This is a genomic window from Paeniglutamicibacter kerguelensis (genome assembly GCF_017876535.1).
In the GTDB taxonomy this organism is placed as follows: domain Bacteria; phylum Actinomycetota; class Actinomycetes; order Actinomycetales; family Micrococcaceae; genus Paeniglutamicibacter; species Paeniglutamicibacter kerguelensis.
Window position 1 is genome coordinate 538,501 of sequence record NZ_JAGIOF010000001.1, and the last position, 22,163, is coordinate 560,663.

Here is a 22,163-nt window from a genome sequence, read left to right on the forward strand (position 1 = left end):
AGGCACAATAACTATGCCACCTCGGCCAGTCTAGTGAGGGTTTGGGTCGATTTGTGTGTAGGAACCCTACAAAATCGCTTCGTGTTGGGGGCCAAGTTGTCCATAAAACAAGTTACTGACGGGTAGCTTAGTGGCTCCGGTTGCCGTAACCTGTGTCACATGAGTGAACCACGACGCGACATCATCGCCGCCAATGCGCAATCCCTGAGGGGCCAAACCATCCTGATGAGCGGGGGCAGCCGCGGCATCGGCCTGGCCATCGCGCTGCGCGCCGCGGCCGATGGCGCCAACGTGGCGATCATGGCCAAGACCGGCACCGCCCACGCCTCCCTGGAGGGAACGGTCCACACCGCCGCCGCGCAGATCGAAGCGGCCGGGGGCCGGGCGCTGGCCATCGTGGGGGACGTGCGCAACGACGAAGACGTGCTCGGTGCCGTGGCGCAGACCGTCGAGCGCTTCGGCGGGATCGACGTGGTGGTCAACAACGCCTCCGCCATCGACCTTTCCAATACCGACGACGTGTCGATGAAGAAATACGACCTGATGATGGACATCAACGTGCGCGGAACCTTCCTGCTCTCCAAGTCCGCGCTGCCGCACCTGCGCAAGAGCGGGAACGGGCACATCCTCACCCTGTCTCCTCCGCTGAACCTGGACCCCAAATGGGCCGGTGCACACCTGGCGTACACCATGGCCAAGTACGGCATGTCCCTGACCACGCTGGGCCTGGCCGAGGAGCTGCGCGAATCGGGCATCGGGGTGAACTCGCTGTGGCCCGCCACGCTGATCGACACCGCGGCCATCCGCAACATGCCGGGCGGCGAGCAGCTGGTGAAGGCCGCGCGGTCCGCGGACATCGTTGCCGATGCCGCCCACGCCATCCTCACCAGCCCGGCCGGGACCTGCAGCGGAAACTTCTTCACCGACGAGGCGGTGCTGGCGGCGGCGGGAGTGGCCGATCTGGGAGGCTACTCCATGGGCGCCCCCGAGGGCCGGCTGGTCCCGGACATCTTCCTCTGACAGCGGCCAGGCAGGGCGCCGGAAGGTGCGAAGGTGGCTAGGCTTGTGCCCATGAGCCCCGAACCAGCACCCGTTCCGCGACCGCCCCTTGATGCAACCCGCGTGCGGGAGGTCATGAAAAACCGCGGCATGGGGGACCTGTGGGTCAGCCAGGCCACCGGGTCGACAAACGACGACCTGGTGGCACGGTCCAAGGCCGGGCCGCTGGCCCACCTGAGCGTTGAGACCACAGAGCACCAGGTGGCGGGGCACGGCCGGCTCGGGCGCGGCTGGGAAACCCCCGACCGCAGCTCCCTGGCCATCAGCATCTACTTCCGCCCGGACGCGGGTTTCGACCCCGCGGGGCTGCCCTGGCTCTCGATGCTCTGCGCCACGGCGATGGTGCAGGCGCTGAACGAACGCACCGGGCTGGCCGCCGGACTCAAATGGCCAAACGACGTTGTCGCCGGGGGCTTCAAGCTCTGCGGCGTGTTGGCGCAACTGGTGCTCACGCCCGAGGGCCCGGCCGTGGTGGTCGGCGCGGGGCTCAACGTCAGCCAGGAACGGGCGGAACTGCCCGTTCCCACCGCCGGCAGCATCGCCCTGCTCGGGGGGCGCACCACCGACAGGAGCGAACTGATGGCCGGCTACCTGGACAAGGTTGCCGACCTCTACGGCGCATTCGCCGCGGTGCACGGCCGGGCGGGTGAACCCGGGCCCGGGGACGCCCTTTCGCTGCGGCAGGCCATCGCCCGGCACATGGTGAGCATCGGGCACCAGGTGGACGCGCACCTTCCCGACGGCACGGTGCTGCGCGGCACGGCCGAGGACCTGGGTGCCGAGGGCGCACTGATCCTGCGCGACTCGGCCGGAAAGCTGCACCACGTGCTGGCCGCCGACGTGTTCCACCTGCGCCGCAGCGACGGGAACTACGCCTAGGGAGCGGCAAAACACTAGGAGATCCGGGGGTTTCTGGACCAAGTGTCGGTGCACTGGCCCTACGATGGATGGGTAGGGAATAGACCGGCACGCACAACCGGTGTGGGGCCGAGGGAGCCGGACGTGAAGCTGATACTGGAAATGCGCGAACGCGTGATCGTGAAGACGCGGGCGCACCCCCGCGCCCTGCGCGGTCCGTTGTTGCGTTTTTTCCTCCTGCTGGCGGCAACCAGCTTCCTGGCCGGACTGCTGATCCGCACCGACCTGCCGGACTGGGCCGCCGAGGCCAGCCCGCTGCTGTTGGCCCTGCTGGGGGTGGTTTTCTGCGTGCTGCTGGTGGTCTGGTGCCTGCGCCCGCTGGCCCGCTGGGCCGGAACCTACACCTACCTGACCACCGAACGCATCGTGACAAAGCGCGGGCGATCCGCCGCCGGGCAGCGATCTATCGGACTCTACGCGATCCAGGACATCGTGGCGCTGACCGGCCGGCGTGCCCCGTACGAGGCGCCGGGCACGCTGCAGATCGTGCTGGCCGGACAGCGAATCAACATCCCGCACATGCCCGCCGTGCAGAAAATGCGGGAGCTTGGCATCGGCGCGATAACCGCACTGCCACGCTTCCCCCGGGTGGATGGTGTAAACATGGAAGAGCGCGTTGAGCAGGATCAACCAACGCACCCACAGCAAAGAGATTGGACTGAGCATGAGTGAGCGGTCGCAGGCGACGGGTTCACAACCCGTCGCACCCACCGCTGCCCGTGATGCGGCACGTGCCCAGGCCATGCGCCAGCCGAGCGAGGGCGAGGACATCGGCGGCGCCGAGGCCCGGGAGCCGGAGGCCGCGGGGGACGTTCCTGCGCTCGCCGACCCCATTGCCGATCTTGCCGCCGCCATGCGGCGCCCGGAACAGGTAGACCAGACAACCCCGGCCTCCTCGCGCGAGGCCGTGCGTGAACTTGAGAAGCGCCTGCTCGGTGCCGAGCGCACCATGAAACGCCGCGAGGTCGCAAGCGCCGCGGGCGTTTCGCTGCTCTCGGCCCGCAAGATCTGGCGTGCCCTGGGTTTCCCGAACCTGGGCGACGAAGAGGTCTTCTTCACCACGGTGGACGAAGGCGCCCTGGAGCTCATGCTCGGCATGGTCCGAAACGGCACGCTGACCGAGGAAACCGCGATCTCGCTGACCCGGTCGATCGGCCAGATGACCGACCGCATGGTGGTCTGGCAGGTCGAGGCACTGGTCGAGGACATGGTGCAGAACCAGAAGATGAGCGACCCGGAGGCCCGGCGCAACCTGGTGAGCCTGCTTCCGGAATTGATCGACCCCATCGAGAAGATGCTGGTGTATTCGTGGCGCCGGCAGCTCAATGCGGCGGTGCACCGGCTGGTGCTGCGCGCCGAAACCGGTTTGGCCGCCTCGGAGGAGGGCCGCGACGGGTCCGAGGACGACGTGTCGCTGCCGCTGGCCCGCGCCGTGGGCTTCGCCGACCTGGTCTCCTACACCTCGCTGTCCCGCCGTATGAACGAGCGCACGCTCGCCCAGCTGGTGCAGCGCTTTGAATCCAAGTGTGCGGAAATCATCTCCGTCGGCGGCGGCCGGCTGGTCAAGACCATCGGCGACGAGGTGCTCTTCGTTGCCGAAACGCCGCAGGCCGGCGCGCTGATTTCGCTGGCCATGTCCAGGGAGTTCGCGGCCGACGAATTGCTGCCCAACACCCGGGTCTCGCTGGTCTGGGGCCGCATCCTTTCCCGGCTGGGCGACATCTACGGGCCCACCGTGAACCTCGCGGCGCGGCTCACCTCGCTGGCCGAGCCGGGCACCGTGCTCACCGACGAGCTCACCGCCTCGACGCTGGCCGGCGACGACAGGTTTGTCCTGCACCCGCAGGAGACAACGGCCGTGCGCGGCTTTGGCGACATCAATCCGGTGCGCCTGGCACCGGGAACCGGAACGGGACTGGTGCTGGACTGACATGCACACGCACATGGGCGGAATCCACGGCGCAGCATTGACCGACATCGGGTTGCGGCGCGCCGTGAACGAGGACGCGGTCCTCAGTGCCCGGAGCATCTTTGCCGTGGCCGACGGCATGGGCGGGCACGAGGCGGGGGACCTCGCCTCGCGGCTGTGCATCGAAACCCTGGAGAAGATCGCCGTGGACCCGGCGGGCGTCGGGCCGTCCGGGCTTCCGCACGCACAGGCGGTGCTGGCCCAGGTCGAGCGGGCCGATTCGATGATCCGCAACGCCATCGGTTCCCGCGGCGGGACCACGCTCTGTGCGCTGGCCTTGGTCAGCGCCGAACCCGGCGGCGGCACCTGGCCGCAGGAGAAGCCCGCGGCCGCCACCACGATTGAGCTGCCCGTCCAGGCGCATGCCGTTGCGGCTCCGGACGGGAAGATCACCCCGGCGCGCTACCTGGAGACGATCCATGAGGCGCATGTGCACCCCGGGGAAGCGGTGTTCCACCGTGGAGCCCCGGATGCGGAGGAGCCCGCACCGACCACCGACGTGCTGCCCTACGTGCCAGTCCCGGGCGCCGGCGCTCCCGCCGTGACGCGGCTGGACGGCGGGGAGCAGGACCACGCAACCCATGACAACACAGCCCAGGACCCCGCCCCGGGCCACGAGCCCGAGGTGCGGCTGATGCTGCTGAATGTTGGCGATTCCAGGGGCTACCGCCTGCGCGAGGGGCGGCTGACCCAGTTGACGCTCGACCATTCGGCGGTGCAGGAGCTCATCGATGCGGGAAGCATCACCGAGGCGGAGGCCCGCATCCACCCGCAACGCAACCTGATCACGCGCGCGCTGGGCGCCGGGGGCAATTCGGTTCCCGACTCCCAGTTCCACGAGCTGGTGGCCGGGGACCGCTACCTCCTCTGCAGCGACGGGCTCACCGGCGAGGTCGATCCCGCTGGCATCGAACGCATCCTCAACCAGACGCCGGACCGCTCCGAGGCGATGGCCAGGCTTGTCGACGCGGCCCTAGCCAGCGGCGGCCGGGACAACATTTCGGTGGTCATCGTCGACGTTTCGGGACCGCTCCGGCCCGCCTGACCCGCCGACCGGGCGCACACACGACGTCAGCCGGATGCCACCACGCCACGCCACGGCAGCACGCCCCCCTCATCCCGCGAGACGCCATCGTGGGGCAAAATGGGAGGGTGAGCCACCAAGAAGCGACCCAGCCCGCAACCATGAACCAGCAGCCAGAGCCGTTCCCGGGTGCTGCCCCGACCGACGACGGCCTGCCCAGCGAGGCGCTGCGCGCCGAGTACCAGGACCTGGTCGACCAGGTCCGCAAGCACCGCGCCGCGTACTACAACGATGACGCGCCGCTGATTTCCGACGCCGAGTTCGACCAGCTGTACTCGCGGCTGGAACTCATCGAGGCGCAGCACCCCGCGATCGTCGCCAACGACTCGCCGACCCAGGAGGTCGGCGGCGAGGTCTCCGCCGCGTTCACCCCGGTCGAGCACCTCTCGCGCATGTACTCGCTGGAGGACGTGTTCTCGCTGGAGGAGGTAGTGGCCTGGGGCGAAAAGACCATGGCCAACGCGGCGCTGCGTGCCGCCGGGCACCACCTGAAGTGGCTCTGCGAGGTCAAGATCGACGGCCTGGCCGTGAACCTGCTCTACCGCAACGGCAAACTGGTGCGCGCGGCCACCCGCGGGGACGGCACCACCGGCGAGGACGTCACGCACAACGTGCTGACCATCAAGGAGATCCCGACGCAGCTGGCGGGGGAGAACTGGCCTGAGGAGGTCGAGGTGCGCGGGGAGATCTTCATCCCCTCGGCCGAATTCGCCGCCTACAACGAGGCGCTGATCGAGGCCGGCAAGGCCCCTCTGGCCAACCCGCGCAACGCGGCGGCCGGATCCATCCGCCAGAAGGACCCGGCGGAGACCGCCAAGCGCCCGCTGAAGATGTTCGTGCACGGACTGGGCGTGCGCTCCGGGCTTTCCGCCGCCACCCAATCCGAAACCTACGCGCTGATGGCCTCCTGGGGGCTGCCGGTCTCCCCGTACTCCAAGGTCGTCGACACGCTCGATGAGGTGCTGGGGTTCATCGCCGCCAACGGCGAACACCGCCATGACCTGCTGCATGAGATCGACGGCATCGTGGTGAAGACCGACGCGTTCGAGATCCAGCGCAACCTCGGCTTCACCTCCCGCGTGCCGCGCTGGGCCGTGGCCTACAAGTACCCGCCGGAGGAGGTCAACACCAAGCTGCTGGACATCCAGGTGCAGGTGGGCCGCACCGGGCGGGTCACTCCGTTCGGCATCATGGCGCCCGTCAAGGTCGCCGGATCCACCGTGGAGCGCGCCACGCTGCACAACCAGGACGTCGTCAAGGCCAAGGGCGTGCTGATCGGGGACACCGTGATCCTGCGCAAGGCCGGCGATGTGATCCCGGAGATCGTCGGCCCCGTCCTGGCGCTGCGCGACGGAAGCGAACGCGAGTTCGTCATGCCCACCGCCTGCCCCTCCTGCGGCGAGCCGCTGGCCCCGGCCAAGGAAGGCGACGTTGACATCCGCTGCATGAACGCCGAGTCCTGCCCGGTGCAGCTGACCGAACGCGTCGCCCACCTGGGAGGGCGCGGCGCCTTCGACATCGAGGCGCTGGGCTACGAGGCCGCCCAGGCGTTGACCGTCGGCCCCGGCCCGGACCCAGCCGAGAACGGTGGCGTGATCGCCCCTGCGGGTCCCGGCCCGATCACCAGCGAGTCGCAGGTCTTCGCGCTGGCCCAAAGCTACCCGGACCCGGCCCTGCGCGAGGCGTTGGCCGGCGTGAACGTGTGGCGCGAAATCCGGTCCAAGGGCGCGGGCACCGGCAAGTTCCAGCTGGCCCCGTACTTCTACACGAAGGCCACCGCCAAGAAGGAATCCGTCCCGTCCAAGACCACTGAGAAGCTGTTCACGGAGCTGGACAAAGCCAAGTCACAGCCGCTGTGGCGGGTGCTGGTCGCGCTGTCCATCAGGCACGTGGGCCCCACCGCCTCGCGCGCGATGGCCACCAAGTACGGGTCGATGGAGGCCATCCGCGAGCAGCTCGCCGCCCCGGACGCCCGCGAGGCGCTGGCCGAGGTCGCCGGCGTCGGTGCGATCATCGCCGACGCGCTGATCGAGTGGTTCTCCGTGGACTGGCACAACCGGATCGTCGATGAATGGGCCATTGCCGGCGTGCTCATGAAGGACGCGCAGGACGAGTCGATCACCAAGCACCTCGAGGGCCTGAGCATCGTGGTCACCGGCACGCTGCCGACCTACAGCCGCGACGCCGCGAAGGAAGCGATCATCATCCGTGGCGGCAAGGCCGCGGGCTCCGTCTCCAAGAACACCGCCTACCTGGTGGCCGGGGAGGCCGCCGGATCCAAGCTGGACAAGGCGGTTTCCCTGGGCGTGCAGGTGCTCGATGAGGAGGGCTTCGTGCTGTTGCTCAATGGCGGGCCCGAGGCCGTCGAGGGGCGCCCGAACCCCGAGGCCTGATCGATCGGATTGTTGGATCGGCTTGTTCGATCGGCCGATCCGGAATCCCGTCACCCGGTCCGTCATATGGTTGGCAACAGGCGACTGACGCCAAACAGCGGCCCCCGTCTCCAGAAAACGGAGGCGGGGGCCGCTGTCGTGCGGGTCGTGCGGGTCATGCGCGCCCTGCCAGGTGCCGGCCCCTGACCGGCTGCGCATCGCGCACCACGTAGGCGGACAGGTCCTGCGCGGGGTTGCCGCCGAAGAACCCGTCCTTCGGCACCTCCGAACCCTTCATCAGGAATGAATCCGCTTCCAGCGTTGAACCGTCCTGCATCGTTACGCCGTAGTGCACAAACCCGCCAACGCCGATCGTGGTCCTGGAGCCGATGGAAATGGAATCGAGTTTAAAGGCGCCGTCTTCCATCGAATGGCATTGGAGAACGCTTCCGGAGTTCAGGGTCACGTCATCCCCAACGGTGATAATTGTCTTTTCCGGGATTCCGCAACCATCATCGAAAACCCTCTTGCCCATCCGCACGCCCAACATGCGCCAGATGATCGGCTTGAACGGCGTGCCATTGAACAGGCCGAGGGCTCCTCCGGCGATGAACTTCCAAAAACGCTCGTGCTCCCAGAAGTAGACGTCGTAGATGGAGCAGAAGCGCGGAACGAGCCTGTGGCGGATCTGAACGAGTCGTTCGATGGCGATGGTCATGGCCTCCAAAGCCACGCCGATGGCCATCAAGCCGGCCACGACCACCGGTGCACCGACATTTTCAAAATGTGTCAGGGCTATCGAACCGATCCACAAGGAGAGGAAGAGCTCGAACCATCGCAAGAGGAGGAACATTGCCAGCGTGAGGCCGTTGTGCCGGTTCTTGGCAGGAAGACGAGTCTTCAGTTCTTCAGCTGTTTTCATTTCATCAAAGGCACTGTCCCGCTGGACCGATCGGGGGATCTCAAAGGGAGGCGAACCCAGAAGCCCGACTCCTTCGCGGATGGGACCGTCGATCGGGACCATGGTCATCGTCCCGAACAAACAGTTCTCGCCGGTCTTCCCTGCCGATGGGTAAACAACGGCATTGCCGAAAAAGTTCTTTTCGCCGATGGTGGTGGGGACGATCCGGAACGAGGTGTTCGACACTTCTGAGGTAATGATCGACAGACCATCCGAAACCATGGTCCCGGAACCAACGGTGACCAAGTAGGGCGTGTCGTGCTTTACAGCGGGTCCGAAGTTGGATCCTGTCTGCACCGGGTTTGGCTGGTGGTACCCGATGAAGCTCAGGTAGTAGAGGATCAGTGAGCTGTCGCCCGTTAGATTCTTGAAGAAGTGGAGGTTCGTGAGCCGTGAAATGGTCCGCTGGGTGGCGTAGTGGAAGCCATACAGGGGGTAGACCTTGCCAGGGGGCAGGAAAAGGTTCAGCAGCCTCGGTAGTACCGCCACCGCGACCAGACCGGTGGCAATGCCGCCGAAGAGTAGAGCAAAGGAAACGACCACCAAATCGGAGACGAACCCCGTGGTTTCGTCCCAAAGCAAACCTGACTTCAGGTAGTTCGGCAGGAACAACGAGATCGCCGAGAACCCGATGGAGGCGAACCCGACTATCCTGGTGAACACGACCCAGAAACTATAGGTAATCTTCCTTCTCATCGTGACACGTGCGGGTGCAACCGACCCGTAATTGGAATCGGAGCGCCGCCCGGGAGAACCGTACCAAACCTCATTGTTTGGCACCGTCTGACCACGATGCAGGGCCGACGAGTGTCCGAGCTGGGAGTCGTTCCCCATCACTGTGTATATGTCCAGTACTGTTTGCTCACCAACCAAGACGTTCTTGCCCAGTGTCACGGGACCCACCTGAATGACTCCACGCTCGGCACGGTAGCCCTTGAAAAGGCAGTCCTTCCGGATCACCGTGCCATCGCCAATGGTCAGCAGATCGGTGCACACCGGCACGGAAGTGGAGAAGAGCGCAACGTCGTGTCCGATCTTGGCGCCCAGGGCCCGCAAGTAGACATTGAACAACGGGGTGCCCGCGAACATTCGAAGAGGATTGGTGTTGATGAGAGCTTTCACGAACCAGAAGCGGACATAGGTCAAGGACCAGACCGGAATCTCCGTTTCCTTCCACCGACCGACGATGGCCCACTTCAGGGCGATGGGCACCACAGATAGTGCGACAAACATCGCCACGGTGAAAATAACCGACCGTTCCCAGACCTGTAGAGCGTTCGGTGCCGCCGCTGACCAGTGATACCCGATGACAGCAAGGGACATGGAGGCGTAAGTATAGGCGAGGAAGATCAACGCTTGCAGGACCCCCGTGGTTACGAACTGGCGGGTGCTGGCCAAGGTGGCCTCCGCTGGTTCGTGATACTTGACCGGCAGGGCCTCGGAGGAACTGGTGGTTGCCAGTGCCCCGGCTAGTTGTTGAATTGTCGGGTTTTGGTAGACATCCCTCATGGCAAGCGAGGGAAGGGCTTCGTTCTTCCTCGTGCGTGAGCAAAAATGTGCAAGTAGCAGGGAATTCGCCCCAAGGTCGGTGAAGAAATTGGCTATGGCCGACACCCGCTCCACACCCAGCACCTCGGCCATGGCGGAGGCCAAAAGCTCCTCGGTCTCATTGGAAGGGGCCGTGTATTCCTGGGTGCCGGCGCTGGAGCGTTGCGATGTCGGCGCAGGCAAGTTCTTCCTGTCCGCCTTGTCGCTGGGCAGCATCGGAATGATGTCCAGTTCCTCCAAATATGCGGGAACCATGTAGCCGGGCAACCGGTTCTGTAGCCGATCCCTCAGATCAGCCTTGTCAATCTCTGAGGTGTCTTTTCGCAGGCTGTAGTATGCCACCAATTCGACCACGCCGGGTGCCGACTCGTGTGTGTCAACGACCGCTTGGGCCACCCCCGGAACCTGGAGCAAGACCGACTCGATCTCGGTGAGCTCGATCCGGTAGCCGCGGATTTTCACTTGGGTGTCGATCCGTCCGAAGTATTCGATCTCTCCGGAATCATTGATCCGGCCGAGGTCCCCGGTGCGGTAGATCCGGCTCGAGGGGTTGTTGTCGATGTCCAGGAAGTCGGAGATGAAGGCCTTGTCGGTCAGGTCGTCCCGCTTGACGTATCCCCTCGCCAGCCCGATGCCGGCCAATCCTATTTCACCCAGCGTGCCGGGGGGGACTGCCACAGGCTCGCTGGGGTCGAGGATGACGACCGCGTAACTGGGCAGCGGAATTCCCAATGTGACCGGACGGTCCGGATCGACCACCGCGTAGGTGGCCGTAACGGTGGCCTCGGTCGGACCATAGACGTTCAGGAAACGTCGCCCGGGCCGGTACCAACGCACGATCAAGTCACGCGGGCAGGCTTCACCCGACACCAAGAGGAATCGGAGCGAGGGGATGTCCTCGTCAATGGTTGCCAGCAGGGTCGGCACGCAGCAAATGGCCGAGACCCTGCGGTCCACCATGAACTCGGCAAGTTCGGCGCCCAGCAGCGTGGTGCCGCTGGGCTTGGGAACCAGTGTGGACCCGGACATCCAGGGGACCCAGATTTCCTCGACGGAAAAGTCGAAGGCGATGGTCATGCCCTGGTAGACCCGGTCTTGGATCTGGAACCCGTAGGACTCGGAGGCAACGCGCACGAAATTGCAGATGCTGGCATGCTCGATCGCCACACCCTTGGGGCGCCCCGTGGTTCCCGAGGTGTAGATGATGTAGGCAAGCTGCTCGGTTGTAGACCCTTTTTCCTCCGCGTTCAAGCGAGAAGTGTCCATCGAATCAGTTGACGCGTCTTCCTCATCCACCGAACAAATGGGTGCAATGACGTCCACGAGCTTGTCCCTCAAGTGAGAAAGCGTCAGCACCATCGAGACATCGGCATCGGCAATGATGTAGGAAAGCCGGTCCGCCGGATATCCGGCATCCAGCGGCACATATGCGGCGTGGATCTTCAGCACCGCGAGCATCCCCACAAAGGACCGCACCGACTCATCGAACAGCAGCGCGATCTTGTCGCCGGCACGGCACCCGCGTGCGATCAGGTGTCGGGCTAGCTGGTTGGCCCGCCCGTCCAACTCATCGTAGGTGAGTGACAGCGCAGTGGAATCAACGGCCAGATGCGAGCCCAAGCCCGCTTCCCGCAACCGGTCGCAGCGTTCCTCAAAGAGCTGGTCCAACCGCTCACCTGGCAACCACCGGGCTCCCTGGTTTTCACCGTCGGCAACCAAAACCTGCCCCCGCATCAAACTGTGGGCCTTGGATTCGGCAGCGGGGGCGCTCTCCGTCGTCATACGAACATGCTTGTTTTTTCGCACAAGGATCTCCTTTCCGCATGTGCAACCGCCGAACAAGTCCAGGCGGCCGTCGTTTGGGCTTATCCGACCTTCGACTCAAGCTGGTCAATGCAGTCGACCAGGATGCGGCAGGCGGCCTCCATGATCTCCTCCGTAACGTTCAGCGGGGGAAGCAACCTGACGACGCAACCGCCACGGCCTCCCAATTCCAGGATCAACCCGCGGCTGAGCGCTTGGGTCTGCACCTCGGCGGCCAATTCTCCCGCCGGGAGCCCGCTGGAAGGATGCACCAGCTCAATGCCCAGTAGCAACCCCTTGCCGCGGATTTCCCGAACCCACGGATGCCGCTGTAACGGTGCAAGGAGACCCAGACATTGTTCGCTTCGCCGGACGACGTTGCCCAGGACATCGTCGCGCTTGAAGATCTTTACAGCCTCAACGCCGGTGACGAAGGCCAACTGGTTGCCGCGGAAGGTTCCGGTATGTGCGCCTGGAGCCCAGACGTCCAACTCCTTGTCGTAGAAGATCAGCGCAATCGGTAAGCCCATCCCGCTGAGTGCCTTCGAAGCGACGATAACATCGGGCTCGATGCCGTACTGCTCGAAGGAGAACCAGGTTCCGCTGCGCCCGCAACCGGTTTGTACTTCGTCGACAATCAGGGGGATCCCTAGTTCACGGGTCACTTCACGCACTCGCTGGGCGAATTCAATCGTGGCAGGAATTGCTCCGCCTTCGCCTTGGACAAGTTCGATAATCACTGCGGCCGGCAATGGAATTCCACCGAGATCGTCCTTGAGCGAATGCTCAAGGTAGGTTGCGCAATTTGTGCTGCAGGTCTCGCGGGTCAGCCCCAGGGGGCACCTGGAACAGTACGAATAGGGGAAGAAATGAACCCCCGGAAGGCCGTTGCGCACGGGCTCCTTTTGGACAACCAATCCGGTGAGTGCCATGCCTACGGCGCCACTGCCATGGAAGCCGCCTTGGAAGCTGATGATGTCGCCACGACCGGTTGCCGTCTTGCACAGCTTGATTGCTGCATCGACGGCGTTGGTCCCAGTGGGGCCGCAAAAATGGATCTTCATCCGGTCACGCATGGTGGCAGGAAGCATTGAAAGCTGGGCTTCGATGAAGGCGTCCTTTGCCGGCGTTGGGAAGTCCAACCCATGGGTCAGCACGGAAAGTTGCTCCGTGGCTGCACCGACTAGCTCCGGATGGTTGTGTCCGAGCGAGAGTACTCCGGCCCCAGCAAGAAAATCGATGAAAACATTGCCATCGACATCTCGGACAAAGCTACCTGCAGCTTCAGCGATGGCGATTGGCAGATGACGAGGGTAAGTACGGGCATTGGATTCCCTGGTTGCTTGGCGTTCAAGCAGCTCGGTGGATCGAGGTCCGGGCACGGGTCCCGACACGATCGGACCGGTCAAATCGGCTAGCTCAGTTTGGAAGCTCATGGAAATCTCCGATCACAACGGCTGTTGCTTGGGTAAAAGGACGAGGTGGTTTTCGGGCGCCTTTAGCCGCGCAAAATGCGGTTGCAGTCGGTGCGGGGTGTTCCGCATGTTGCTTGCGAATTCCCACTACATCTCCAATTTCCCGGGTGACCGAAGGGATCGGCCGGCAAATCTCGGGTGACGTCCAAGGAGCGAACCTTGTGGTCTTTTCACGTGAATTCGGAGTCACTAGCGGATCATGTTGCTTGGGCTGCGCTTGTATTGAGCCAGACAGGTTCACCATGCTGCGAAAGTATGTTTCCCGGTACCTACATGGATTCCTCATGAGTGGGGCTGGTACGACGAACTGTGGGTTCAGGCGATCCGATGCCAGGTGGACTGAGGTGGCGGTCCGTTTTGTGACCGTGAGCCCCACCATCGGGCAACCAATTGAGTAGCCGATGAGTTGAACCATGGAATGAACCTTCGCTAGAGCAATACTTGGATGCGGTCTTGGCCTTGAAACGATTGGGTGTCTCAAGGCCAAGTTCCAGGTGGCGTCCGTTTACCCGATGAGCAAGTCACCGGATAAACGGAACTCTTTGTGAACTGCACGAACTGCCTGATCCAGCATTCTGATTTCCGTTACTGCGGAAATGCGGGTATCTGAATTCGAAATTAGCCGGAGGCCGATCCCGGCTTCTGAAAGCGCACTCATGAACCGGCAGAAAACGCCAGGGTCGTTGAGCATCCCGGAACCGATCAACGACAGCCTGCCAACCTCATCGCATTGCAAGGAATGGAAGCCGATGGCGTTCTGCGCCTGGGAGAGGGCCTTGATGATCGGCGCTCCCAGGGAACGGGGTACGGTAAAGGCGATGTCGGGGCGGTGACCTTCAGCGGCATGATTTTGCGTAATCATGTCGGGGCAGGCCTTCACCGCCTTCGTCACGCGGAATATCTGCGCTGCCTTGCCAGGAAGGTCAGGAACTCCGGTGACGGTGACCTGAACCGCCGATCGATCATCAGTGACATTGCGGATAAACGGCTGTTCCAAGGATTCGGAATCGGGGTACATGAGTTCGTCGGTGGGCTTGGCGACCACCAGCGTCCCTTCACCCTGGTCGAACGATGAACGCACATGGATCGAGACGCCGAAGCGGCGAGCGTATTCGACACACCGTAATTGCAGCACCTTCGCTCCGCCCGCGGCCAGTTCCAACATCTGGTCATTCGAGATCATGTCGATCTTTCGTGCCAGGGGAACGATGCGCGGATCCGCGGTATAGACGCCGTCAACGTCTGAATAGATCTCGCAGACGCCGGCGTTCAGCGCGGCGGTCAGGGCAACCGCGGATAGATCCGAGCCACCCCGTCCCAACGTTGTGACCTCGTTGGTTCTGCGGCTTGTTCCCTGGAACCCAGTCACGATGGGAATCTCGCCACGGTCAAGGGCGTCGCGCACCCGCTGCGGATATACACCGACGATGCGTGCCTTGCCATGGGTTTCGTCCGTGATCAGACCGGCCTCGTTGCCAGTAAAGACATGGGGGGAAGCCCCCAGGCTTGAAATGGCGATGGCAAGCAATGCAACCGAGATCCGTTCGCCCGTGCTCAGCAACAGGTCGAGTTCGCGGGATGCCCGCAATGGTGCGAGCCCAGCGGCGAGATCCAATAATTCGTCGGTGGTATCGCCCATGGCCGAAAGAACCACGGCCACAGGATGTCCTGCTAGATGGGTGTCCACGATTCTTCGGGCAACCCGCTGAATTCCTTCAATGTTCTCGATCGATGAGCCGCCGTATTTTTGAACGATCAGGCTATCGCCGACGAGAGATGGTGGGAACCCCTGATTCCCGACTCTCCAACTTACGCGAGTATTTAATTGCATTTGGAACGATCCGTCACAGCAATAAGATATGTTTCATCCCCGAGATCCCCGATTTGCAAAGTAACCGGCAGATCGAGGTCTCGGCATCTCCACTTCGACTGAGTGGGCTCGACTAATCGACATTTTCGGTTCGATTATTTAGATAAAGTCGCCGATGGTTGTCCAGCCCCTCAAGTGGCACGGCAACCATTTCGCCCACCAGTCTGACACCGGACATGCGGGGATTCAAGACTTCCGCGTGCCACAGCAAAAATGTATGCGAAATCTTGACCTTAGCCGGCCAGACCCGACGACGCCGGGTTCCTTGGGTGTGCTAGGATCCGATGCACTGCGATGGGTGGTCGGAATCAGCCATTGGAAATGTTTCTGCATTGAAACCCGACCTTGAAGTGGACGCAGCAAGAAGGTTTCCGCTGTTTGGCCAATTTGAAATCCGGGTAAGCGGCCGCACTTCGAGTTGGAGAGACCCGATTCTCCGACCATCGGACCGTTACTCCTCAACGGCAAAGGCTCACGGGAACATCAATCCTATTAAGAATCTTGGCACTGAAATCAGCCTTAGCCGCACGAAATGTAACGATGAAGTTATCCATTCCCGGTCAAACGGGTATGCAGGGTGCTGCATCCTGGCGCGAGGATTCATTTGCAGAAGAATTCAGTAGGCCGGAGCCTATTTATAGGCGTTTCGGCCGGCAATGCCGCCAACAAATGTCGTTCCAAGTGGCCTCGATACCAACCGCGAGAGACCGCGGGGAATGGTTCCGGCGACTCATGGCGCCGGAACCATTACCGCGAATCACCGATATCGAGTGCGGTATGGGTACGCTCGACATGTCTGTGCGCGATGGGTTCCACACACTGTTCTTGCCGGCCAGCCCCCGCACAACAGGAAACAGATCCGCATAAGTAATATTTCGATCCCAGGAGCATCACATGAACCAGCACCCAAAGCACCTGCACCCGGCAAATGCCGGGGAGGCGGCGGCGCCGCTCGAAGACGCGGACCTGCCGACCCACTTGCTCGGAATCGCCCGTGAGGCAGCCGCTGCGGGTGCTGCGGTGCTGGCCGAGCGCGGTCGGTCCAGGGTCGCCGCCGACACCAAGAGTGCCGCGGGGGACTGGGTGACCGACTTTGACCGGCGGGCGGAAACTGCTGTACGCGATGTCATCGCCGCTGCCCGACCCAACGACTCGATCACCGGGGAAGAATATGGCCGTACCGTCCCGCAGTTGCCATCGGGCTACCGCTGGTCAATCGACCCCCTGGACGGAACCGCGAACTTTGTCCGCGGCATTGTGTATTACTGCACCTCGGTGGCTGTCTACGGCCCGGACCATGGAGCTCCGGGGACCGGGCGCTGGCTGGCTGCGGCCATCAACGCCCCGGCCCTGGGCACCGAATACTATGCCGCGGCAGGCTCCGGGGCCTGGCTGGCCGAATCGAACCATGGCGTCCGTGCCGGTGGGCAGCCGACTGCTGAACCGCGGCCGGTGATGCGGTTGCACGGCGGCGACAAGGAGGAAGCCGGCCGGTTGCTGGCCACAGGTTTCGGCTACGACGAGGACCGCCGGCAGTTCCAGGTGGGCGCGCTGTTGGGGCTCATGCCGGGATTCGCGAATGTACGGCGGTTGGGATCGGCGGCGCTGGACCTGTGTTTGGTGGCCGATGGCACGCTGGACGCCTATGCGGAGTACGGCACGCAGGAATTCGACTGGGCGGCGGGCGCACTGATCGCCGAGGAGGCCGGAATTCCGGTGCTGCGGCCTGCCAGAGAACCGGGTTGGCAGGCCGCCGGGCATTTTGACTTCACGGCGCTGCCCGCGGCCGAATAACCGTTGACATGCAAGGAGCCTCTTGCCCACGGTGGAAATCCAGCGTGGGCAAGAGGCTCCTTGCCGTCACCCGGTCCCGGCCAGGGCCGGAGCCGGCGGTGCTAGATGCCGAACTGGAGTCCCGCGGCGGCATCGTCATAGTAGGCACGGTTCTTCAGGCGCGAGGCGGCAGCCTCGTCGAGCACCACCACGGCATCCGGGTGGAGCTGGAGCACCGAGCCCGGGCACGAGGCGGACAGCGGACCCTCGACGGCCGCGGCAATCGCCTCGGCCTTGTGGCTGCCGGTGGCGATGAGTACCAGACGGCCGGCTTCCTGCACGGTGCCCAGGCCCTGGGTCACGCAGTGGGTCGGGACCTGGTCCAGGCCGTCGAAGAAGCGCGCGTTGTCCTCGCGGGTCTGCGAGGCCAGGCGCTTGATGCGGGTGCGGCTGCGCAGCGAGGAGGCCGGCTCGTTGAAGCCCAGGTGCCCGTTGGCGCCGATGCCCAGGATCTGCACGTCGACCCCGCCGGCGGCCTTGATCGCCTCGTCGTAGGCGGCTGCCTGCTCGGCGATCTGCGCAACGGTTTCCCCGTTGCCGTTGGGCACGTTCAGCCCGGACTCGGGCAGGCCGATCACGTTGCAGACCTCGCGGATCAGCGTCTGGCGGTAGGACTGCTCGTGCGTGTCATCCAGGCCCACGTACTCATCGAGCGCGAAGCCCCGGGCGGCGGAGAAATCGACCTCCCCGCGCTGCGCAGCGGCGGCCAGTTCGGCATAGAGCCCCAGCGGCGACGACCCGGTGGCCAGGCCCAGCACCGGGTTCCCCGTGCCGTAGGCCCGCAAACCATCGAGCACTGCCGATGCGGCAAACGCCGCAGCTTCCTCGGGGGTATCGACGATCAAAACTTCCATGTAAACGTGTTCCTTAGTGCTAAAGCTGATCTCGTGCCGGCAGCAGCGCCGCACCAAGGGCGGCGACCGGTACATCGGAGGGCAGCAGTTCAAAGCGGTCGGCCAGCTCCAACGATGCGACGAAGTCGGAGGCCGCCGCATCACGGGTCAACTCCGAGCGTATCCCGTTCTCCAGTGCGTTTCCCAACGCACACAGTCCGCCTCCGATCACGATCCGCTCGGCGCCCGTGGTGAGAACCAGCAACTGGAGGGAAATCGCGATCCCGTGGCAGAGCACCTGCGCGGCGTGCGCGGCCACGGGGTCCCCGGACGCCGCGGCGGCAAAGGGATCGAGGCCGCGGCCCCCCGGCACCCGCCACAGCCTGTCCAGCGCCGAGCCGGAGGCCAGCGTCTCCAGACAGCCGAATTGGCCGCACTTGCACCGCGTCCCGCCGGCCACCGGAAGGTGGCCGATTTCCCCGACGATTCCGTCACGGCCGCGTAACACTTGGCCGTCGCGAACCACCGCCGCGGCCAGGCCGGTGCCGAGGTTCAGGTACGCCAGGGTGCGGCCCTCCGCGAAAGACGAAGACGCGGCGGCGGGCGCATCCGCTGCGCCGGACCTGGCGCGCAGCAGCGCATCTGCGCCGAGCGCGGCCGCCTTCACATCGTTCTCGACGCTCACGTCCATCTCCAGCGCCTCGGAAAGTCCGCGGCGCAGGTCCATGGAGTCGACACCCAGGTTCACCGCGTGGCGGACCATGCCGCTGGCCGGATCCACGAGCCCCGGCATGCACGCCCCGGCACGGACCGGCAGGTCGCCGCGAGTGAGTGTGGGCCTTGCGGTGGCGGTGGCGGTGTCGGGGCCGATGCTGCGGGCGGTGCCGGCGGCCGCGAACCCCGCAACCGCAAACCTTGCGGCCGAGACCTCGGCGATCGCGGCCTTGGCCAGCATCGAAGCCACCGCGACGACCTCGCCCGGGCCGTGCCCGGAGGGGGCCGTGTGCAGGGCGGCCACCGATCCGTCGTCGTGCAGGATTGCGGCGGCCGTCTTGGTGCCGCCGATGTCCAGTCCGAGCCTCATGCACTCATGCCGGCGGTTGATTCGCGGGTTGCGCGCTGCGGGGCGAGCAGCCCTGCCAGCGCGGCGGAGACGGTCAGCGAGGCGCCGAAGGTGACAACGTCCGCCCCTCCGCGCGGCCAGCCGCATTCGACGACGATGACCCGTCGGCCGCCGGCCCGCAGGGAATCGGCGAGCTGCCAGATCGGGTGCCCGGCATCCAGCGCGCGGCCGACCAGGGAGATCTTCGCATGCCGGTCCACGGCGTCGAGGTCCGTGTTGGCGCCGACCGCGGCGGCGCCCCACGGAACGTGGCCCACCGCCATGTTCGCCTCGGAGTCGACCTGCACCAGCGCCGGGAGGGCCGGGTCGGCCAGCCAGGTGCGGGCGGCATCGGAGACCCCGAAGGCCGCGGTGATGGTCGCGGAGTCCGGTGCCTTCCCGGTGCCGGCAGGGGTCGCCGGCGGGTAGGCGGCGGCCAGTTCCGCGGTGCGGCGTGCGGCATCGCGCAGCCTCTCCAGCGGCAGGTCGCCCGCGCGGACCGCAGCGACAATCGTGTCGAGTATGCCCTCGTAGCGCTCGGCGGAGGTTTCCGAGCCCAGGCAGAGCAGGTCGGCGCCGGCGGCAAGTGCCCGCACGGCGGCGACCTCGATCCCGGTGATCGCGCAGGCGCCGGCCATGTCCAGCGCGTCGGTGATGATCGCGCCCTCGAAGCCCAGGCGGACGCGCAGCAGGTCGCCCAGGATAATACGCGAGAAAGTCGCGGGGTTTTCCGCATCCAGCGCCGGGACCATGATGTGGCTGGTCATGATGCTGGCGACGCCGGCGGCGATGGCCGCGGCGAAGGGCACGAGCTCGCGGTCGCGCAGCGTTTCAAGGTCCACGTCGATCGTCGGCAACGCAAGGTGCGAATCGGTGGCGGTGTCCCCGTGGCCGGGGAAGTGCTTGGCGCAGGCTGCGACGCCGGCTTCCTGCAGGCCCCTCACCCAGGCCGCGGTGTGTTCGGCGACCAGTGCGGCGTCGGCGCCGAAGCTGCGCACCCCGATCACGGGGTTCTCCGGGGTGGAGTTCACGTCGGCATCGGGGGCGAGGTTCAGGTTGAAGCCCAGCGCCGCCAGCTCGTCGGCGATCGCCGCGGCCGAGGCCGCCGTGGTCGCGGGGTCGTTGATGCGCCCGAGCACCGCGTTGCCCGGCTGGTTGGAACCGGTGAGGTAGTGCAGGCGGGTGACGTCCCCGCCCTCCTCGTCCAGGGTCAACAGGACGGTGGGCGACGCGGCGCGCAGCCGGCCCATGAGCGCGGCCAGCTGTCCCGGGGAGCTGAGGTTGGTGCCGTAGATGCACACCGAACCCAGCCCGGCACCAAGCGCGGACCCGATCCAGGCAGGCATCGTCGTGCCGGTGAAGCCGGGCATCAGGGTGCCGGCGGCGAGGGCGCGAAGCCCGGCGTCGGACATCGGCGCGGACACGGACACGGACACGGACGACGACAGCGCGTCGGCCGCGGATCCGATGGCGGGGATCGAACGGTTCATCAGCCCTTCACCGCCCCGCCGACCAGGCCCGAGGACATCTTGGACTGCACGATCATGAAGAAGATGATCACCGGCACGGCAACCATCATGGAGGCGGCCATGACCAGGCCCCAGTCGGTTTCGCGGGTCGCGGAGGCCTGCACGAATCCGCGCAGCCACAGCGGCAGCGTCTTCATCTGGTCCTCGGTCATCACCACCAGGGCGACGGTGAATTCGTTCCACGCCTGCAAGAACGCGTAGACGCCGGAGGCCACCAGCCCCGGGGCCAGCAGCGGGAAGGTGATGCGCATGAACGCCTGGGTGCGGGAGAGGCCGTCGACCATGCCCGCCTCCTCGAGCTCGGCCGGGACGCCGGCGACAAAGCCGCGCAGCATCCAGATGGTGAACGGGATGACCGCGGCGGTGTAGAGCAGGGTCAGGCCCAGCACGTTGTTCAGCAGGCCCACGGAGCTCATCATCTTGTACTGGGCGATGAACATGCCCTCGGCCGGCAGCATCTGAATCAGCAGCATCGCCAGGATGAAGGACTTGCGGCCCTTGAACTTGAACCGGCTGATCGCCAGTGCGCCCAGGAATGCGACGAACAGCGCCACGGCCACGGTGGTCAGCGTGACGCTCAGCGAGATGCCCAGCGCGGCGACGAACTTGCCGTCGGCGAAGACCGCCTTGAAGTTGTCGAACGATCCGCCGAAGGGCAGGAACGTCGGGGTGGCCGACTGCAGCACCGCGTTGGGCAGGAAGGACGAGTTGAACATCCAGTAGACGGGGAAGGCCCAGGCCACGGCGACGGCGAGCGCAACGGCCGTCCAGATGCCGGACGAGATCGATTTAATCCGCATTCTAGTCTTCCTCCTTCATCAGCGAGCGCACGTAGTACCAGCTGATGGCAATGGTGATGATGAGCATCAGGATGGACACGGCGCTTGCCGCGCCGAAGTCGCCGGAGCCGACGCCCATTTGGTAGATGTAGGTGCCCAGCAGGTGGGTCTCGTTGGCCACGCCTCCGGCGTCCTGCAGCAGCTTGATCTGGGTGAACACGCGCAGGTCCCAGATCAGCTGCAGCAGCAACACGATCGAGAGCACCGGGGTGATCAGCGGCATGATGATGTACCGGATGCGCTGCATGCCGGTGGCACCGTCCATGGCCGCGGCCTCCAGCACCTCCTCGGAGATCTGGGTCAGGCCCGCGTAGATGCTCAGCGCCACGAACGGCACGGACATCCACACGACGATGACCAGCGCGATGGCAAAGAAGGTGAGCGGTTCGGCGAGCCAGTTGTGGCCCTCGGCGTCGAACCCGAAGCGGGTCAGCAGCCAGTTCAGCACGCCGCGGCGCCAGTCGACCAACCAGACCCAGACGGTCATGGCCGCGACCACGGGCATGGCCCAGGCCAGCAGCATGGAGATCTGCAGGGCCAGCCTGGCCACGGTGCCCACGCGCTTCATGAGGATCGCCAGGAGGAAGCCGATGACCACCGTCGTGCCGGCGGCGAGCAGGCAGAAGAGCAGGGAACGGCCCAGGATGACCCAGAAATTCGGGTCGGACAGCAGTGCCGTGTAGTTTTCGAGTCCGACGAATTCGGGAGGTGCGCCGAATTGCTGCTTCAGCCCGAATTTCTGAAAGCTGGTGTAGACCTGCCAACCCACGGGGTATCCCAGGGCCGCGACCAGGATGATCAGCGTCGGGGCGATCAACAAGAGCGGCGTCTTGGATCTGCGCTTTTTGACGAGGGGAACGGGGATCTTGGCGCTGGCGGGTTCAACCGGTTGCGGTTGCTGTTGCTGCGCCGGCGGCGCCGGGGCGTGGGTGGGCATGAGCTTCTTACGGCCTTTCGTCTCGGCGGAA

15 protein-coding genes are annotated in these 22,163 nt (G+C 64.9%); 7 read left to right on the forward strand and 8 right to left on the reverse strand.

Annotated elements, in window-relative coordinates; genetic code table 11:
* The first annotated feature begins 159 nt into the window (after positions 1-159).
* From JOF47_RS02410 to ligA, 6 genes are all read left to right on the forward strand, one after another.
* Positions 160-1,020: an SDR family oxidoreductase gene (locus tag JOF47_RS02410; RefSeq protein WP_209995730.1), complete on the forward strand. Its 861-nt coding sequence runs from the start codon at positions 160-162 to the stop codon at positions 1,018-1,020.
* Positions 1,021-1,071: 51 nt separating this feature from the next.
* Complete coding sequence (locus JOF47_RS02415) at positions 1,072-1,938, forward strand: biotin--[acetyl-CoA-carboxylase] ligase (protein ID WP_209995731.1); 867 nt, start codon at positions 1,072-1,074, stop codon at positions 1,936-1,938.
* Positions 1,939-2,061: 123 nt separating this feature from the next.
* Positions 2,062-2,649: a hypothetical protein gene (locus JOF47_RS02420; RefSeq protein WP_209995732.1), complete on the forward strand. Its 588-nt coding sequence runs from the start codon at positions 2,062-2,064 to the stop codon at positions 2,647-2,649.
* Positions 2,642-3,907: an adenylate/guanylate cyclase domain-containing protein gene (locus JOF47_RS02425; protein ID WP_377738357.1), complete on the forward strand. Its 1,266-nt coding sequence runs from the start codon at positions 2,642-2,644 to the stop codon at positions 3,905-3,907. Before JOF47_RS02420 ends, JOF47_RS02425 begins: the two co-directional genes overlap by 8 nt.
* Before the next feature lies 1 nt (position 3,908).
* The gene (locus tag JOF47_RS02430) at positions 3,909-4,991 is read left to right on the forward strand and encodes a PP2C family protein-serine/threonine phosphatase (RefSeq protein WP_209995733.1); all 1,083 of its coding nucleotides are present in this window, start codon (positions 3,909-3,911) and stop codon (positions 4,989-4,991) included.
* A gap of 140 nt (positions 4,992-5,131) precedes the next feature.
* Complete coding sequence (ligA, locus tag JOF47_RS02435) at positions 5,132-7,423, forward strand: NAD-dependent DNA ligase LigA (protein ID WP_210001333.1); 2,292 nt, start codon at positions 5,132-5,134, stop codon at positions 7,421-7,423.
* Positions 7,424-7,577: 154 nt separating this feature from the next.
* Here the strand turns inward: ligA and JOF47_RS02440 are convergent, their stop codons facing one another.
* From JOF47_RS02440 to JOF47_RS02450, 3 genes are all read right to left on the reverse strand, one after another.
* Complete coding sequence (locus tag JOF47_RS02440; RefSeq protein WP_245356223.1) at positions 7,578-11,693, reverse strand: Pls/PosA family non-ribosomal peptide synthetase; 4,116 nt, start codon at positions 11,691-11,693, stop codon at positions 7,578-7,580.
* An 83-nt stretch (positions 11,694-11,776) separates the two neighbouring features.
* The gene (locus tag JOF47_RS02445; protein ID WP_209995734.1) at positions 11,777-13,150 is read right to left on the reverse strand and encodes a diaminobutyrate--2-oxoglutarate transaminase family protein; all 1,374 of its coding nucleotides are present in this window, start codon (positions 13,148-13,150) and stop codon (positions 11,777-11,779) included.
* A gap of 544 nt (positions 13,151-13,694) precedes the next feature.
* Complete coding sequence (locus JOF47_RS02450) at positions 13,695-15,020, reverse strand: aspartate kinase (protein ID WP_209995735.1); 1,326 nt, start codon at positions 15,018-15,020, stop codon at positions 13,695-13,697.
* 933 nt (positions 15,021-15,953) lie between these two features.
* On the opposite strand from JOF47_RS02450, the gene JOF47_RS02455 reads away from it, so the two are divergent.
* Complete coding sequence (locus JOF47_RS02455; protein ID WP_209995737.1) at positions 15,954-16,853, forward strand: inositol monophosphatase family protein; 900 nt, start codon at positions 15,954-15,956, stop codon at positions 16,851-16,853.
* A gap of 101 nt (positions 16,854-16,954) precedes the next feature.
* Here the strand turns inward: JOF47_RS02455 and JOF47_RS02460 are convergent, their stop codons facing one another.
* From JOF47_RS02460 to JOF47_RS02480, 5 genes are read right to left on the reverse strand one after another with little or no spacing between them, the layout of a single operon-like run.
* Positions 16,955-17,746, reverse strand: a complete 792-nt coding sequence (locus JOF47_RS02460; RefSeq protein ID WP_209995738.1) for a glucosamine-6-phosphate deaminase — start codon at positions 17,744-17,746, stop codon at positions 16,955-16,957.
* Positions 17,747-17,765: 19 nt separating this feature from the next.
* Positions 17,766-18,809 (reverse strand): ROK family protein, encoded by a 1,044-nt coding sequence (locus JOF47_RS02465; protein WP_209995740.1) that lies wholly within the window; start codon positions 18,807-18,809, stop codon positions 17,766-17,768.
* On the reverse strand, positions 18,806-20,317 hold the full coding sequence (locus JOF47_RS02470; RefSeq protein ID WP_209995742.1) for a glycoside hydrolase family 3 N-terminal domain-containing protein: 1,512 nt from the start codon (positions 20,315-20,317) through the stop codon (positions 18,806-18,808). The genes JOF47_RS02465 and JOF47_RS02470 overlap by 4 nt, the downstream gene beginning before the upstream one ends.
* On the reverse strand, positions 20,317-21,156 hold the full coding sequence (locus tag JOF47_RS02475) for a carbohydrate ABC transporter permease (protein ID WP_209995743.1): 840 nt from the start codon (positions 21,154-21,156) through the stop codon (positions 20,317-20,319). Before JOF47_RS02475 ends, JOF47_RS02470 begins: the two co-directional genes overlap by 1 nt.
* 1 nt (position 21,157) lies before the next feature.
* The gene (locus JOF47_RS02480; RefSeq protein WP_209995744.1) at positions 21,158-22,132 is read right to left on the reverse strand and encodes a carbohydrate ABC transporter permease; all 975 of its coding nucleotides are present in this window, start codon (positions 22,130-22,132) and stop codon (positions 21,158-21,160) included.
* Positions 22,133-22,163 lie beyond the last annotated feature (31 nt).

Bases quoted from the DNA above. Each gene is read 5' to 3' on its own strand.
- JOF47_RS02410 (WP_209995730.1), top strand. From the start codon at position 160: ATGAGTGAACCACGACGCGACATCATCGCCGCCAATGCGCAATCCCTG.
- JOF47_RS02480 (WP_209995744.1), bottom strand. From the start codon at position 22,132: ATGCCCACCCACGCCCCGGCGCCGCCGGCGCAGCAACAGCAACCGCAA.
- JOF47_RS02475 (WP_209995743.1), bottom strand. From the start codon at position 21,156: ATGCGGATTAAATCGATCTCGTCCGGCATCTGGACGGCCGTTGCGCTC.
- JOF47_RS02440 (WP_245356223.1), bottom strand. From the start codon at position 11,693: ATGACGACGGAGAGCGCCCCCGCTGCCGAATCCAAGGCCCACAGTTTG.
- JOF47_RS02450 (WP_209995735.1), bottom strand. From the start codon at position 15,020: ATGCAATTAAATACTCGCGTAAGTTGGAGAGTCGGGAATCAGGGGTTC.
- JOF47_RS02445 (WP_209995734.1), bottom strand. From the start codon at position 13,150: ATGAGCTTCCAAACTGAGCTAGCCGATTTGACCGGTCCGATCGTGTCG.
- JOF47_RS02455 (WP_209995737.1), top strand. From the start codon at position 15,954: ATGAACCAGCACCCAAAGCACCTGCACCCGGCAAATGCCGGGGAGGCG.
- JOF47_RS02430 (WP_209995733.1), top strand. From the start codon at position 3,909: ATGCACACGCACATGGGCGGAATCCACGGCGCAGCATTGACCGACATC.
- JOF47_RS02470 (WP_209995742.1), bottom strand. From the start codon at position 20,317: ATGAACCGTTCGATCCCCGCCATCGGATCCGCGGCCGACGCGCTGTCG.
- JOF47_RS02460 (WP_209995738.1), bottom strand. From the start codon at position 17,746: ATGGAAGTTTTGATCGTCGATACCCCCGAGGAAGCTGCGGCGTTTGCC.
- ligA (WP_210001333.1), top strand. From the start codon at position 5,132: ATGAACCAGCAGCCAGAGCCGTTCCCGGGTGCTGCCCCGACCGACGAC.
- JOF47_RS02415 (WP_209995731.1), top strand. From the start codon at position 1,072: ATGAGCCCCGAACCAGCACCCGTTCCGCGACCGCCCCTTGATGCAACC.
- JOF47_RS02425 (WP_377738357.1), top strand. From the start codon at position 2,642: ATGAGTGAGCGGTCGCAGGCGACGGGTTCACAACCCGTCGCACCCACC.
- JOF47_RS02465 (WP_209995740.1), bottom strand. From the start codon at position 18,809: ATGAGGCTCGGACTGGACATCGGCGGCACCAAGACGGCCGCCGCAATC.